Raw genomic sequence first — 14803 nt, forward strand, 5'->3', positions numbered from 1 at the left:
GAGGCAGCCGCGCGGTGGGCGCGCAGAGCGGCGGTGAACAGACCGGTTCGCTCGGCTACCGCTGCGATGGTGCGGCGGGTGTCGTCCATGCCACTACCGTCCCGTCTTCCCCGAGGGGGACGCAAGAGGTCAGTTGAGCGGGGCGGACTTCCACCAGTTCATGAATTCGGCCTCGGTGGCGATGAACCCGTGGCTGTACATCAGCATGGCCGCTCGGCGCGGGTCGGCGGGGAACGCGGTGACCATTCGCGGGCGCAAATTGCGGCTGCCGCGCAGGGTGTAGTTCGTGTAGGTGTGGCCGTCGTTGTTGGTGGCGGTGGCGCGTTCGTTGGCAGGCAAGGCGTCCAGCACGGCCTGCGCGTCGGCGGGGGAGCCGTAGAGGTAGAAGTCGAAGGCCGCCTTGTTCGGTCCGCCGAAGCAGCTCCACATCAGCACCCAGTTGCCGAGATCGGGGTCCTCCTGATCGGCAGTCGCTTCACCCGGTTCGTGCGCGAAGCAGCCCGCCTTGTTGTATCCGGTGCCGGCGTGCACCAAGCTGTCGGCCGTGGTCTTGGGCAGCATGTCCGGGAACGCGGCACTGAGCTCCGCGGCACGGGCTCCGACCGTGGCGCGATCCGCGGTGGCCGGCACGGTCGTGGTCGCGGTGGTCGTGGTCGAACGGACGCTGGTCGAGGGCGCGACATCCTGGGTGCGCACCGGGGTCGTGGCAGCGGTGGAGCCGGGGGATCCGGTGTCGTCGAGCGCTGCCTCGATGATCAGAGCGATCAGTCCGACCACCAGCAGCAGGCCGAGCCATCTGCCCGCCGAGACATACCGGCGGGACCGTCGCGCCGGGCCGGGATACGCGCGAGCCTCTCGTGGCCCGATCGGCGAATCAGTCTGGAGGCCTGAGGTATTCAGTGGGGGCGACCAAGCCGGCGAATCGGTCTCGGGGGTCGGGGGATGCGGCGGGGTCGGCCACGCCGATGAGTTGGGCTGGGGGACCGGGGGAGAGGCCGGCTGCCACAACGGGGGCGCTGTCAATGCCTGCCATGCCGCAGCGGCGAATGCGGTACAGGAGTCGAAGCGCTCCGCCGGGTGCTTGGCCATCGCCTTCGCCAGCACCGGGTCCAGCGCCGGCGGCAGTCCCGGACGCAGCCTGCTGACCGGTGGCGCCGGTGCGCTGAGATGTCCCTGGATCACCGCGACCGGATTGCCGGCGTCGAACGGCACCGTGCCGGTCAGCAGCCGAAACAGCGTGCAGGCCAGGGAATACTGATCCGCCCGGTGATCCAGTACCGCCCCGGACAGCTGCTCCGGCGCCGCGTAGGCCAGGGTGGCGGTGAACGTGCCGGTCTGGGTGAGGCGTCCGGTGTCGTCCCGCAACCGTGCGATGCCGAAGTCGGTGAGGTAGACGCGCTCCGGCCCGTCCTGGGCGCGTTCCAGCAGAATGTTCGCCGGTTTGACGTCGCGGTGCAGTACGCCGCGACTGTGCGCGAAATCCAGCGCCTTGGCCGTCTCGGCGATGATCTGCACCGCCCGCTGCGGCGGTAGCGTCCACGCGTCCACCTCGGCGGCGTCGGTGCCGTCGATGTAGCGCATACAGATCCACAGCCGCTCGCCCTCGACGCCGCGGTCGAACACCGTGACGATGTTCGGGTGGTCCAGCCGCGCGACGAGATCCGCTTCCCGCTCGAAGCGGGCGCGGATCTCCTTGTCGTGGAACAGCTCCGGATTCAACAGCTTCATCGCCGTCAGCCGGGGCAGCCGTGGATGCCGGGCCAGGTACACCGATCCCATCCCGCCGCGGCCGAGCAGGCGTTCGATGGTGTACCCGGCGAAAACCTCACCGGTGTGCAACATGGTCAGTTCAACGGCGCCGAGCGCCACCAGCGCAGCAGCTCGTCGACCGTGGTGGAGCTGAAGCCGTCGCTGTACATCAGGAACTGCGCGCGATCCGGGTCGCCGGTGAACGCGGTGACCATCTTGGCGCCGTCATCGTTGTATTTGTAATTGGTATAGGTCTTTCCGCCGTTGGTGTCGGTGGATTTGGTGGCCTGCGCGGGCAGGCCCTTCAGCACCGACTGCACGTCGGCGGGCGTTTTGTAGGCGTAGATGCGGTAGAACGGATCGTCGTTGTTGCCGCCTTTGAAGCAACGCCATTGCGCGGCCCAGTCGCCGAAGTCCGGCTCGCCCTTGGACGGCGACGGTGGCGAACTCGACGAGGCCAGCCAGCACTCCGCGCCGTTGTAGCCGATCTCCTCGGTCTTGGAGGCGGGCACCATCCGCGGAAACTCCGCGCTGATCGCTTCCGGGGTCGCGTCCACGATGTTCGGCTTGACCGTCGAAGTATTCGTCGGGCCGGTGCTGTTCGAACTCGGACCGGAGACCGCGCCGATGATGCCGAGCACCAGCACGATCAGCACCACGACAGCCACCGCGATACCGATGATCAGGCCGGTGTTCTTCTTGGCCGGCGGTCCCGCCGAGGGGTGTACGTGCGCGCCGCGCGGCGGGGCGGCGAAACCAGAGAACCCGGTTTGCTGGGTGTAGGGATTGGTGGCTGTCGGCTGGGGCGCCGGGCCGGTGTGTGGGCGCGGATTCACCACAGCAGCGGGTGGCGCAGGCACCGGCGACGCCGCAAGGGAATTCGGGCCATGGGTGTGCGGGCCGGGACCGTTCACCTGGTAGCCGGGACCGCTCATGTGCGGGCCGTTCGCCACCGGGTGCGGCGGGCCGGTCGTCGGGCGCGGGCCCAGCGTCGGCTGCGGTGGCCCGGTGACCGGCCGTGGACCGCCGACCACCGGAATCGACGGGGCGCTCGAGTTGGTCAGCGCCTGCTTGGCGGCCGCGGCGAACTCCGCGCAGCTGCCATACCTGTCATCGGGCCGCTTGGCCATCGCTTTGGTCAGCACGCCGTCCAGCGCCAAGGGCAATCCGGGCCGCGCGCCGCTCAACGCGGGCGGCGCAGCTTGCAGGTGCCCCTGGATGACCGCGGCCGGGTTGGTCGCCGCGAACGGGCCGGTGCCGGTGAACAGCCAGAACAGCGAGCAAGCCAGCGAATACTGGTCGGAGCGGTGGTCCAGCGCGGCGCCGGTGAGCTGTTCGGGTGAGGCGTAGGCGAGTGTCGCGGTGAAGGTGCCGGTCTGGGTGAGATGACCGGTGTCGTCGCGCAGTCGCGCGATACCGAAGTCGGTGAGGTACACCCGCTCACCGCGCCCGGCCCCCGAACGGGCGAGCAGGATGTTGGCGGGCTTCACGTCGCGGTGCAGGACGCCGTTGCCGTGCGCGTAGTCCAGTGCGTCCGCGGTTTCCTTGATGATCTGTACGGCACGTTCGGGCGGCAGCGAGGTCGGTTGCACCGACGCGGCGTCGATCCCGTCGATGTACTGCATCGAAATCCACAGTTGCTCGTCTTCGAGCCCGCGGTCGTACACCGTGACGATGTTCGGGTGATCGAGCTGGGCGACCAGATCCGCCTCCCGTTCGAACCGCGCCCGCACCTCCTTGTCGAAGAACATCTCCCGATTCAGCAGCTTCAGCGCGGTCATCCGCGGCAGCCGCGGATGCTTCGCCAGATAGACCGATCCCATGCCACCGCGGCCGAGTTGCCGCTCGATGACATAGCCGGCGAAAACGTCACCGCTGGCCAGCATGATTGCTCCACTTCCCGCCGCGCGCCGGGACCCACCAGCGAACAGGCGTACAGCAATAGAACGCGCGGTCCGAGATGGGCCGGACCACGGGAAACATCGAAACCATAGCAGTAGTCGCGCGGCCACTCACCGCTCATCGAGCGTGGCGACACGCAGTGGCGAACGGCGGCCGGACCCGCTCGGCGGCGGCCGCGGCTGCGGGGGTTGCTGGTGTGGTCGCACAGCCGGCCCGGGGCGGCTGTGCAGGTTCGGCAGCTCGATCAATCCGGGGTGGGCGGGTCGCCGCGGCGGTGGGAAGATCGGGCGCGGTGGCGCAGCTCGCCGCGGCGGTTCTTGCGGCGACGATGGATGCGGCGCGGGCTGTGGTGCGGTGTGCTGTGCCGGCGGCGCAGGACGTTGTGGTGCCACCGGGGCGGGGTGCTGCGCCGGCGCGTGCCCGTCGGGGCGGATGCCGAAGTACGGCGCAGGACCATGCGGCGCAGTGGGGTCCGGCGCGACGCGCTGGGCGTCGAGAGCGTATCCGGCCGCGGCCGCGAACTCGGAGCAACTGGCGAACCGGTCCGCGGGCCGCTTGGCCATAGCGCGCGCCAGGACCGGGTCGAGCGCCGGCGGCAGGCCGGGACGCATCCGGCTCAGCACCGGGATCGGTGCGTACAGATGGCTGTTCAGCACCGCCGCCGGGTTGGCGGCTGGGTACGGCGGCGCGCCGGTGAGCATCCAGAACAGGGTGCAGGCCAGCGAATATTGGTCGGCCCGGTCGTCGAGCGGCTGACCGGTCAGCTGCTCCGGTGCGCCGAAAGCGAGCGTCGCGGTGATCGTGCCGCAGGAGCCGGCCGTGGTGTCGGTGCCGCGCACGCCCGCGATGCCGAAATCCGTGAGCAGTACCCGCTCCGGCCGGCCGATCGGCGCCTTGGCGAGCAGGATGTTGGCCGGTTTCACGTCGCGGTGCAGCACCTGGTTGGCGTGCGCGAAATCGAGTGCGGCGGCGGTGTCGCTGGCGATCTGCACCGCGCGGGCAGGCGCGAGCACATCGACGTCGGCGCAGGAGGCGTCCGCGCCCGGCACGTACTGCATGGAGATCCACAGCTGCTGGTCCTCGGCGCCTCGATCGAACACCGTGACGATGTTCGGATGATCCAGGCGCGCGACCAGATCGGCCTCACGTTCGAAACGGCGCCGCATTTCGGGGTCCGCGTAGAGTCCGCGTTTCAACAGCTTCAGGGCGGTAAGCCGGGGCAGCCGAGGATGCTGGGCCAGGTACACGGTGCCCATGCCGCCGTGGCCGAGCACGCGTTTGATGACGTAGCCTGCGAAAACATCGCCGGTCTGCAACACCGCTATACCCCCCTTGTCGAATCGAGCGCGGGACACTAACCATGTATCTCGCCGAGCCGCCGGGATGCAACAGTCGCGGCGCGAGCTCATCCGCTGTCGGTGCGGCCGGTTACGCTGACCACATGCGCATTGGAGCACATGTCCGGCTCGACAGCGACCCGATCGGCTTCGGCGAGAAACTGGGCGCCGATCTCATCCAGATGTTCGTCGTCGATCCGCAGAGCTGGGACAAGCCCACCCCGCACCCGCGGACCGCGGAAATCCTCGCCAGCCCGATCGATGTCGTGGTGCACTCCTCCTACCAGATCAACGTCGCGAGCCTGAACAACCGGCTGCGCATGCCCTCACGCAACGCGGTCGCCCAGCAGGCGAAGGCAGCCGCCGACCTCGGTGCGTTCGGTCTGGTGGTGCACGGCGGACACGTGCGCGGCGACGCCGAACTGGAGACCGGGATCGACAACTGGCGCAAGCTGTTCGAGCGCCAGCAGGACAAGGGCGGCTTCGCGGTGCCGATCCTGATCGAGAACACCGCCGGCGGCAACCACGCCATGGCCCGGCACTTCGATTCCATCGCCCGGCTGTGGGACGCGGTCGGCGACCACGGCGCAGGGTTCTGCCTCGATACCTGCCACGCCTGGGCGGGCGGCGAGGAACTGGTCGGCGTCGTCGAACGGATCAAGTCGATCACCGGCCGGATCGACCTGGTGCACCTGAACTCCTCGCGCGACGAATTCAACTCCGGCGCCGACCGCCACGCCAACTTCGCCGACGGCACCATCGACCCACAGTTGCTCGCCGAAGTGTGCCGAACAGCGGGCGCTCCGGTGATCTTGGAGACCCCCGCCGACGGCCTCGCGGAGGATCTGGCCTACCTGCGGGATTGTGTTTGATTTGCAGCGCTGTGTTTGATTTGCAGCGCCTGCGGCGCTGCGTGTTCGCGGCCCCGGGGAGTCTCGCGTCCGAGCGGGCGAGACTCGCGCCTTCGGCGCATGCGCTTCGCCCGCTCGGACGCGAGACGGGCCGCGAACGGTGCTCGTAAGACTCGCACCCGGTGGGGTTGGGTGGGTTCGGTTGTTGCGTGATTGTTCGGCGGTGATCGGGTGAGCTGTCCAGGCGCGACTTGCGACTGCGGCGCGTGCGCTTCGCTCGGATGCGAGACGGGCCACGAACGGCCGGTAAGACCCGCACCGGGCGGGGTGGGGTTCGGTTGTTGCGTGGTTGTTCTGCAGTGGTCGGCTGAGCTGTCTGGGCGAGACTCGCGTTTTCGGCGCATGCGCTTCGCCTGATCGGATGCGTGATGGGCCGCGAACGGTGCCCGTAGGAAATCGCACCCAACGAGCTGAGTTGGCCTTGTTTTCCAGGGATCGGCCGAGCGGGTGAGATCTCCGCTCGGTGAGGGTCGTTCGGTGTTCGTTTGTGATCAGCGCGACGAAAACCCTGGTTGGTGGGGTGGCTTCGGTGGTGTGCTCGAGCACGCACAACTGATCTCGACAACGAAGGTGATTCTATGACGGTCGCGCCCGCCACCCCATCCACCGCTTCCGTGACCAGGCTCGGCGCCCGCATCGGCGCGCGAGTCGACAACGTTCGGCTCGGCGGAGACCTGGACCCGGCCACCATCGACGTGATCCATCGCGCGCTGCTGGAGCACAAGGTCATCTTCTTCCGTGGGCAGGACCATCTCACCGAGGACGGGCAGTACGAGTTCGCTCAGCTGCTCGGCACGCCGACCACTCCGCACCCGACCGTCACCTCGCACGGTGTGAAGAGTCTCGCGATCGATTCCGAGCATGGCCGCGCCAACAGTTGGCACACCGATGTCACGTTCGTCGACCGCATCCCGAAGGCATCCATCCTGCGCGCGGTGCACCTGCCGAGTTACGGCGGCGCCACCACCTGGGCGTCCACCGTCGCGGCCTACGACTCGCTGCCGGAGCCGTTGCAGCGGCTCGCGGAGTCGCTTCGCGCGGTGCACACCAATCTCTACGACTACGCGGCTCGTACCGGCGCGGCGCCTGATCCGAACGCCGCCGCCTACCGCGCCGAGTTCGAGTCCACCTATTACGAGACCGAACACCCGGTGGTGCGGGTGCATCCCGAGACCGGCGAGCGGGCGCTGCTGCTCGGCCACTTCGTCAAGCACTTCGTCGGGCTGTCCAGCACCGAGTCGCACACTCTGTTCCGGCTTTTCCAGGATCGGGTCACCCGGCTGGAGAACACGGCCCGCTGGAACTGGGCGCCCGGCGACGTCGCCATCTGGGACAACCGCGCGACCCAGCACTACGCCATCGACGACTACGACGGCCAGCCGCGCAAGCTGACCCGCATCACGCTGGCCGGCGATGTCCCGGTCGGTGTCGACGGCCTGGCCGGCACCAGCATCGCGGGCAACGCCGAGCACTACTCGATCATCGAGGACGCGCAGCTGCTCGCATCCTGAGCGCGGGCCCGCATGGCCGCGGGTGCATCACTGCGGTAGTTGAGGGGCTGTGCGGGCCCGACGCGGGCGGCTCCGGGCGAGTGCGCCGCTGCCGGACGCGGCACGCCCGGCAGCGGCATCGGCGGGTCCGGTCGTGCGCACCGCCGGGCTCGGCGATCGAGCCGTCGTCGCGCAGATCTCGTACTCCCACGGGTAGCTGATCCACGTGCCGGAGCCGGGCGACGTGGTGAAGATCTCCGACGCGGGCAGCTCGCCCGCGGCCAGTTCCGCTACGCCGAGCTGGACGAGATGATCCGCGTCCCCGACTCGCAACCTCTCATTACGGCGTCGCCGAACAGCAAGGTCGCACAACGGAGTCGGCGTCTGTCGGGCCATCGCCGGGCGGCTCGGAGCGTGCTGCGGGGTCGCTGAGTCCGCGGGTAGCGCCGAGACCGGCGGTGGCATGGTCCAGACTGGTAGCCATGAGTATTCGGCCGCTGGACGGGGTGCGCGTCCTGGAACTCGGCAACTACATCGCCGCGCCGACCGCCGGGCGCATCCTCGGCGATTTCGGTGCCGAGGTGATCAAGGTGGAGCGCCCGAAGGTGGGTGATGAGCTGCGCAACTGGCGGCTCTACGGCGGTGCCACGTCGATGCTCTACCGGACGATCAACCGGAACAAGAAGTCCATCACGCTGGATCTTCGCACCGAGGCGGGGCGCGGCATCGTGCTGGAGCTGATCCGGCGCTGCGATGTGCTGCTGGAGAACTTCCGCCCCGGCATGCTGGAGAAATGGGGCTTGGGCCCGGAGGTGCTGAACGAGGCGAATCCGGACCTGGTGATCACCAGGATCTCCGCCTACGGGCAAACCGGTCCGATGTCGCAACGGCCGGGATTCGCCGCGGTGGCCGAGGCGGTCGGCGGCCTGCGTGAGCTGGTCGGCGACCCGGATCGTCCGCCGGTGCGCACCGGCGTCTCGATCGGCGACTCCATCGCCGGTATCTACGCCGCGTTCGGGACCGTGATGGCGCTGTTCCAGCGTGAGCGCGCGGCCGAACCGGTTCCCTTGCGGGAACGGGTGATCGACGTGGCGCTCAACGAGGCGATCTTGTCGGTGATGGAATCGTTGGTGCCGGACTACCTCGCCTACGGCATTCAGCGCGAGCGTGTGGGTGGCCGGATGGAGGGCATTGCGCCGAGCAACGCCTACCCGTGCGCCGACGGAACCAGCATCATCATCGGCGGCAACGGCGATGCCATCTTCCAGCGCTATATGGCGGTCATCGACCGCCCCGACCTCGCCGCCGATCCGGAGCTGCAGGACAACGCGGGCCGCTGGCGCAATCGCGAGCGTCTCGACGCGGCCATCGGCGAGTGGACGATCCGCCGCACCCGCGCCGAGGCGCTGAAACTTCTGGAAGCCGCGGCCATTCCCTGCGGACCGATCTACACGGCGGCCGATATCGTGGCCGACGAGCAGTACCGGGCCCGCAACATGATCCAGCCATTCCCCGTGGATGTCGGTGCGCCGGAACCGAAGACAGTCGGCTTCCCCGGCATCGTCCCGGTGATCGGCGAGCAGTCCCTGCCCATCGGCACCATCGGTCCCGATCTCGGCGAGCACACCCGCGAGGTGCTGTCCGGGGTGCTCGGTATGAGCGAAGCCAAGATTGATGCGTTGGAGGCGCGATGAGCGAGCGAACAAGCGACACGGCCACCCGCATGGTCATAGCGGAGCCGAGTGTGGGCGAGGCGCAGGTATGAGCGCACAGCCGTACGACCGCAGGCGTCCCCAGGGGCGGAGCATCCGGGAACTGCGTTCGCCGGGCAGCAGCAGGCCCGTCGTGCAGCCCAATCCGATGGGGGCGAGCGAAAAGCCATGGGGTGGCGTGATGTGCGGCCGCCGCCAGGCACCGGAGCAACGATGAGCGCGCCGCTGTTACGCGATGTCACCCTGCGTGACGGATTGCAGCTGACCGGCAAGTTGCTGTCGGCGCAGCGCAAGGTGGAACTCGTTCGCCGCCTGCTCGCGCTCGGGGTGCCCGCGCTCGAAATCGGCTCGATGGCCCGTCCGGACCTGGTCCCACCGATGGCCGACACGCTGGAGTTGGTCGCCGCGCTGACCCCCGAGGAACTGCGCCGCTGCTGGGTGTGGGTGGCCACGCCGCGGCACGTCGAGAAGGCCGCGGTGGCGGGCGTGCGCAACTTCCAGTACTGCTTCTCGGTGTCGGACGCGCACAATCGCGCGAACATCGGTCGCGACACCGAAGCCAGCATCGCCGCGATGCCGGACGCGGTGCGCCTGGCCCGCGAGGTGGACGGGTCGATCCAGCTGTGCCTGGCGACGGCTTTCACCTGCCCGTTCGACGGTCCCGTCGACCCGGAGCGGGTGCTCGCCATCGCCCGCGATCCCCGCACCGAGGGGGCGGACGACATCGTCCTCGCCGACACACTCGGCCAGGCGCATCCGGGCCAGGTGGCCGATCTCGTCACCGCGGTACGGGAACGAACACCTCAGCGGCGCATTGTCTTTCACGGTCACGACACCTGGGGGATGGGCGTGGCCAACACCCTCGCCGCCGTCGCGGCCGGCGCGGGCATGGTCGACGGTGCGCTCGGCGGGCTCGGCGGCTGCCCCTTCGCGCCGGGCGCGAGCGGCAACACCTCCTCCGAGGACATCCTGTTCGCGACCAGACCACCTTGGTTTACCCCCGCGACCCTGGCGGCGTTGGTGGAGATGTCGGGCGAACTACTCGCCGAACTCGGTGAACCCAATCGCTCCCGCGCCGTCGAAGGCGCTCACTCGAAAGCATCCGCCTTCGAGTGGGTCGTCGGCGGGAGCGTGCCGGTCGGCCCCGGCTCCAGCCGCGGAAAGCCCTGAAGTCTTAGTCGATAGACGATCTCGATCCGGCTCAGCTAGATCGGTCGCCCCCGAGATGGAGCGACCGCGCTGCAGTCAGGTCCACGATCGTCGATCGCGCGTACCGGGCCGGGGTCAGAAGCTGAGGCCCATCGGCTGGGAACCGTTCGGGCACACGAAACCGATGACGCGAACGCCGAGCGGCTCGATCAGCGCGTTGACCGGCAGAGTGTGCCCGGTGGAGCACACCGCCGTTCCGATCACCACCTGCGGCACGGAGGTCGAGTTCACGCACGTCATACCTACGCAGATCACTCCGGACGGAATCACCGCCGACGCCGGAGCAGCCACCAGCGCAGCCCCACAGACCGCACCCGCCACCATCGTCACGATGGATGCGACACGCTTCATTCCCTGTCCCCTCTCGCCATGGTGGGCAACTTGTGAGCAAAGTGCGACCGGGTCAACGTACCTGCGGTTATGCATTCAGCTCACCCGACTCGCCGCAAGGTGAGTCCAGTTCGGTTCGGCCGGCCCGCCGAGATCACGGAGCAGGAGATTGCCGGCCGTGCCGTCGCTGTAGCGGACCGCGGCGTCACACAGCTGACGGATCGTCATCCCCGCGGCCACATGCCGTGGTGTGATGGACGCGTTCTTCGTGAGGTCGGCTTCCGTGTAGGTGACGACGGTATCCAAGTGCGACAAGGGATTATGTGTTACCCCAGCGCCTCGACAGCGGCGCGGGCGGCATCAGCGACAAGAGGGTTGTCGGCTTGGGCGTTCTGCTCGAATTTCGTGGACAGGACAGCGATGACGAGCGGGGCGCGGCCGGGCGGCCACGCGATGGCGACGTCGAGGGCTCCGCCGTAGGCCGGGCTGCCGGTTTTGTCGCCGATGATCCACCCTGCGGGCAGCCCGGCGCGGATACGTTTGCCCCCGGTGGTATTGGCGATGAGCCACGACTTCAATTGCGCCCGTTCGGGTTCGGCGAGAACGTTGCCGAGGACCAAGGCGCGGTAGTCGGCGGCGAGGGCCGCGGGTGTGGTGGTGTCACGTTCGTCGCCGGGGACGGCGGTGTTCAGTTCGGTTTCCCAGCGGTCCAGACGTGAGATGTTGTCGCCGATGGAACGCAGGAACGCGGTGAAACCCGCGGGACCGCCGAGGAGTTTCAGCACCTGGTTGCCCGCGGTGTTGTCCGACACGGTGATCGTGGCCTCGCACAGCTGGGCAACGGTCATGCCGGTGTCGACGTTCTTGTCGGTCACCGGCGAATTCTCGACGAGATCGGCGCGGGAATAGTGGATCACCTGATCGAAGTAACCCGTCGACAGCGGATGGTCACGCAGGAGAGCACCGCACGCGAGACCCTTGAACGTGGAAGCCATCGGGAACTTCTCACCGTCCCGATGGCCGACGGTGCGGCCGGAGGCGGTGTCGATCGCGTACACGCCCAGCCGCGCTGCGTGGTTCGTCTCCATCTCGGTGAACGGCGGGCTCGCGGCAGCAAGGGTGGTATTCGGGTTCGTCGGCGCACCACCGCCCGACCCGCACGCGGCGGTGACGACGGTCAGCGCGGACACCGCCGCGGCGGCGAGAAGCCGGCGACGACCGAGCGGGGCACGGTGAGTATGGGCTGCGAAGATCACCGCTGCACCACACCATCGACACCACCGCACGCGCCAATATCAGACCACGGCGCGGACGAGTTGACTTCGATATCGCCGCAGGTTCGCCCGCACAGTTCGGTTCCGGCGCGGACTGCGGCGGGGCAACGAAACCGATGTCGTGAACCCCGCTGGTTCAATGACCGCATGGACCTGCTGCGCCACCTTCGCTTCTTCGTCTCGGTCGCGGACGAGGGGCACTTCGGCAGGGCGGCGGCCGCGCTCGACATGACCCAACCACCGCTGTCCCAGGGACTTCGGCGGCTCGAACGGCACCTGGGCGTCGACCTCATCCACCGCACCCGCCAAGGAGCCGTGCTCACCTCAGCCGGTCTCCAGCTGCTGCCCCGCGCTCGACTGCTCGTCGACGACGCCGAGCGTCTGCTCGCCGAGTCGCACCGCATCGCGCACGCCCACGGCGCCGTGCACTGGGGCGCGACCACGGCACTGCCCGACGGGGTGGTCATGGCGTGCGTCGGCGCACTGCGGACCGTGGGCGCCCCGGGTGCCGCGGTATCGACGACGGTGGGCGCGACCGTCGACCTCGTCGCCGACGTGCGCGCCGGCCTCTGCGACGTCGCGGTGATCGAGCATCCGGCCCTCGTCGACGGCGTCGAGGCCCGCCCGGTCGTCAAGGTACCGCGGTGGCTCGTCGTGCCGTCGGATCATCGCAGCGCCTGCGCTGAACGCCCCACCTTCCCCATGCTCGCGGGACTGAATTTCGCCCATCCGCCGCGCGCCACCAACCCGCCCGGTTTCGACACCGTGCTGGACCTGCTGCGTGAGCGAGGCCTCGACGCACCGACCGTGCCCGCGCCCGATGACCGCGCCGTATTCGCCGCGGTGGCCGCCGGAACAAGCTTCGGGCTCACGGCGACTCCTCCGTCCGCCGCGCCGGGCGTCACGTGGCTGCGCATCGCGCCGCAGGCGGTCGCCCTACGCGTGCGCGTAGTCCACCGTCCGGGAGCCGACACCCAAGCCGATGCGGTGGACCGGGTGCTGTACCGGGAGCGTCTCCACTGAGAAAAGCGTCGCATAGCGACTCGATGAGAGGCGGTGGCCGGGCGACGGGCGGGATGGGTGGACGCACCGTCGAGGAGAGGATCCGCGCCGTCTTCGCCGACGCGGGATGTATCGGCTGGCTGCACGCACGCCGCTGCGACGACTCCGCGGCCGAAATCTCCATCGGAGGTCGAGAGCGGGTGGTCGTCGCGTCGGTGTACAAGCTGCCGCTGTTCGTCGCGTTCTGCCGCTACGTCGACGCCGGGCGCATCGATCCCACGGCCCGGCTCACCGTGACCCCGTCCGACTGCACGCCGGGCCCGACCGGCATCGCCGTCATGCGCGACCCGGTGACGATGAGCCTGCGCGACCTGGCGACCTCGATGATGACCGTCTCGGACAACGCGGCGGCCGATGTCCTGCTCGGCGCGACCGGGCTCGGGGCGGTCGAGGAACTGCTGGACCACCTCGGTCTCTCCCAGACCCGGATCGTGGGCGGCACCGCCGACCTGCACCGCAGCCTGGTCCGCGACACCGACACCCACACGACCGCCGAGGCGTTCGCGATCCTGGCGGAGAATGACGACGCCTGGTCGGTTTCGGCGTACGACCCCGCTTACACGAGCGCGACGACACCGGAGGAAATGACCCGGTTCCTGCGCGCGGTGTGGAGCGGCGCGGTGCTGTCTCCCGAACAGACCGAGTTCGTCCGCACCGTCATGCGCTACCAGGTCTGGCCACATCGCATCGCCGCCGCTTTTCCGCACCGCAGCGTGTCGGTCGCGGGGAAGACCGGAACCATCGGCGTGATCCGCAACGAGGTCGCGGTGGTGGAGTTTCCCGGCGAGTATCCCGTCGCGGTCGCGGTTTTCACCCGCGCGGCGCGCGCGGACCCGCACCTGCCCGTCGTCGACGCCGCCATCGCCGAGACCGCCCGCATCGCGGTCACCGAACTCCGCCGCCCCGTGCCGCAGGAGTGACGTCCCGACCGCACCCGCCGGCCAGGTGACCACGGTGACCCACGCTACGAACCAACACAGACTCGGGGTGTTCCCCGATGGCATGTGAACGCGATCCCGGTAAGACTGGACGGCATGACTTCGCAAGCTTCGGTCGGCACCGCCGACACGGCGGTCACGACAGATGTCGCGGCCCGCGCCATCGAACTGACAAAGGTGTATGGATCGGGTGATACCCAGGTCAGGGCCTTGGACGGAGTGTCGACCGAGTTCGCGAAGGGAGAGTTCACCGCGATCATGGGCCCGTCCGGATCGGGGAAGTCGACCCTGATGCACTGCCTGGCCGGGCTCGACAGCGCCAGCTCGGGAGCTGTCCGCATCGGTGATACCGATCTCACCACGCTGTCCGACAAGCAGATGACCCGCCTGCGCCGGGACCGGATCGGGTTCGTCTTCCAGGCGTTCAACCTGGTGCCGACGCTCACGGCGCTGGAGAACATCACGCTGCCGTTGGATATCGCCGGACGCAAACCCGACCAGGACTGGTTGGAGACGGTGCTGAAGCGGCTCGGGCTGACCGATCGGCTCACCCACCGGCCCAGCGAGCTGTCCGGCGGACAGCAGCAGCGGGTAGCCTGCGCGCGGGCGCTGGCCGGGAAGCCGGAGATCATCTTCGGCGACGAGCCGACCGGCAACCTGGATTCCCGCGCCTCGGAGGAGGTGCTGTCGATCCTGCGCGCCGCGGTGGACGAGTTCGGGCAGACGGTCGTCATCGTGACACACGAGCCGCACGCCGCAGGGTTCGCCGACCGGGTGGTGTTCCTGGCCGACGGACGCATCGTGGACGAGATGCGCGATCCGACCGCCGACACCGTGCTGGACCGGATGAAAGCGTTGGAGCAGGCGTGACCGGGCGTTCGCGGGAAAA

General features: G+C 68.9%; 13 protein-coding genes and 1 pseudogene. 7 read left to right on the forward strand and 7 right to left on the reverse strand.

Going from position 1 to position 14803, the window contains the following annotated elements:
* Positions 1–129 precede the first annotated feature (129 nt).
* From ACT86A_RS21205 to ACT86A_RS21215, 3 genes are all read right to left on the reverse strand, one after another.
* Positions 130–1869, reverse strand: coding sequence for a serine/threonine-protein kinase (locus tag ACT86A_RS21205; RefSeq protein ID WP_445093919.1), 1740 nt, complete (start codon positions 1867–1869; stop codon positions 130–132).
* Complete coding sequence (locus tag ACT86A_RS21210; protein ID WP_445093920.1) at positions 1845–3635, reverse strand: serine/threonine-protein kinase; 1791 nt, start codon at positions 3633–3635, stop codon at positions 1845–1847. Before ACT86A_RS21210 ends, ACT86A_RS21205 begins: the two co-directional genes overlap by 25 nt.
* A gap of 126 nt (positions 3636–3761) precedes the next feature.
* Positions 3762–4970: a serine/threonine-protein kinase gene (locus ACT86A_RS21215; protein ID WP_445093921.1), complete on the reverse strand. Its 1209-nt coding sequence runs from the start codon at positions 4968–4970 to the stop codon at positions 3762–3764.
* 122 nt (positions 4971–5092) lie between these two features.
* Here ACT86A_RS21215 and ACT86A_RS21220 point away from each other — a divergent pair, with 122 nt between their 5' ends.
* On the forward strand, positions 5093–5860 hold the full coding sequence (locus ACT86A_RS21220; RefSeq protein ID WP_445093922.1) for a deoxyribonuclease IV: 768 nt from the start codon (positions 5093–5095) through the stop codon (positions 5858–5860).
* A gap of 617 nt (positions 5861–6477) precedes the next feature.
* Positions 6478–7410 carry a TauD/TfdA dioxygenase family protein gene (locus ACT86A_RS21225; protein ID WP_445093923.1) on the forward strand — a complete coding sequence of 311 codons (933 nt, stop codon included), beginning with the start codon at positions 6478–6480 and terminating at the stop codon, positions 7408–7410.
* Positions 7411–7437: 27 nt separating this feature from the next.
* Here the strand turns inward: ACT86A_RS21225 and ACT86A_RS21230 are convergent, their stop codons facing one another.
* Positions 7438–7722: a hypothetical protein gene (locus ACT86A_RS21230; RefSeq protein ID WP_445093924.1), complete on the reverse strand. Its 285-nt coding sequence runs from the start codon at positions 7720–7722 to the stop codon at positions 7438–7440.
* 149 nt (positions 7723–7871) lie between these two features.
* On the opposite strand from ACT86A_RS21230, the gene ACT86A_RS21235 reads away from it, so the two are divergent.
* Positions 7872–9083, forward strand: a complete 1212-nt coding sequence (locus tag ACT86A_RS21235) for a CaiB/BaiF CoA transferase family protein (RefSeq protein ID WP_445093925.1) — start codon at positions 7872–7874, stop codon at positions 9081–9083.
* 231 nt (positions 9084–9314) lie between these two features.
* The gene (locus tag ACT86A_RS21240) at positions 9315–10271 is read left to right on the forward strand and encodes a hydroxymethylglutaryl-CoA lyase-like TIM-barrel protein (protein ID WP_445093926.1); all 957 of its coding nucleotides are present in this window, start codon (positions 9315–9317) and stop codon (positions 10269–10271) included.
* 114 nt (positions 10272–10385) lie between these two features.
* Here the strand turns inward: ACT86A_RS21240 and ACT86A_RS21245 are convergent, their stop codons facing one another.
* From ACT86A_RS21245 to bla, 3 genes and pseudogenes are all read right to left on the reverse strand, one after another.
* Positions 10386–10661 carry a hypothetical protein gene (locus ACT86A_RS21245; RefSeq protein WP_445093927.1) on the reverse strand — a complete coding sequence of 92 codons (276 nt, stop codon included), beginning with the start codon at positions 10659–10661 and terminating at the stop codon, positions 10386–10388.
* 120 nt (positions 10662–10781) lie between these two features.
* Positions 10782–10976, reverse strand: a pseudogene (locus ACT86A_RS21250) (serine hydrolase); the annotation flags it as partial.
* Positions 10967–11893, reverse strand: coding sequence for a class A beta-lactamase (bla, locus tag ACT86A_RS21255; protein WP_445093959.1), 927 nt, complete (start codon positions 11891–11893; stop codon positions 10967–10969). The gene bla and the pseudogene ACT86A_RS21250, both read right to left, overlap by 10 nt.
* A 168-nt stretch (positions 11894–12061) precedes the next feature.
* Between bla and ACT86A_RS21260 the strand changes: the two genes are divergently transcribed.
* The 3 genes from ACT86A_RS21260 (at position 12062) to ACT86A_RS21270 (ending at position 14784) form a co-directional block, all read left to right on the forward strand.
* Complete coding sequence (locus ACT86A_RS21260) at positions 12062–12937, forward strand: LysR family transcriptional regulator (protein ID WP_445093928.1); 876 nt, start codon at positions 12062–12064, stop codon at positions 12935–12937.
* Between the two features lie 53 nt (positions 12938–12990).
* Positions 12991–13896, forward strand: a complete 906-nt coding sequence (locus ACT86A_RS21265; RefSeq protein ID WP_445093929.1) for a serine hydrolase — start codon at positions 12991–12993, stop codon at positions 13894–13896.
* A 114-nt stretch (positions 13897–14010) separates the two neighbouring features.
* Entirely contained in the window at positions 14011–14784 is a 774-nt protein-coding gene (locus ACT86A_RS21270) for an ABC transporter ATP-binding protein (protein ID WP_445093930.1), read from the forward strand.
* The last annotated feature ends 19 nt before the right edge of the window (positions 14785–14803 follow it).

The organism is Nocardia glycosmidis (genome assembly GCF_052545115.1).

Coding starts and splice junctions, on each gene's coding strand:
- ACT86A_RS21210 (WP_445093920.1), bottom strand. CDS start 3,635: ATGCTGGCCAGCGGTGACGTTTTCGCCGGCTATGTCATCGAGCGGCAA.
- ACT86A_RS21220 (WP_445093922.1), top strand. CDS start 5,093: ATGCGCATTGGAGCACATGTCCGGCTCGACAGCGACCCGATCGGCTTC.
- ACT86A_RS21225 (WP_445093923.1), top strand. CDS start 6,478: ATGACGGTCGCGCCCGCCACCCCATCCACCGCTTCCGTGACCAGGCTC.
- ACT86A_RS21235 (WP_445093925.1), top strand. CDS start 7,872: ATGAGTATTCGGCCGCTGGACGGGGTGCGCGTCCTGGAACTCGGCAAC.
- ACT86A_RS21240 (WP_445093926.1), top strand. CDS start 9,315: ATGAGCGCGCCGCTGTTACGCGATGTCACCCTGCGTGACGGATTGCAG.
- ACT86A_RS21245 (WP_445093927.1), bottom strand. CDS start 10,661: ATGAAGCGTGTCGCATCCATCGTGACGATGGTGGCGGGTGCGGTCTGT.
- ACT86A_RS21260 (WP_445093928.1), top strand. CDS start 12,062: ATGGACCTGCTGCGCCACCTTCGCTTCTTCGTCTCGGTCGCGGACGAG.
- ACT86A_RS21265 (WP_445093929.1), top strand. CDS start 12,991: ATGGGTGGACGCACCGTCGAGGAGAGGATCCGCGCCGTCTTCGCCGAC.
- ACT86A_RS21270 (WP_445093930.1), top strand. CDS start 14,011: ATGACTTCGCAAGCTTCGGTCGGCACCGCCGACACGGCGGTCACGACA.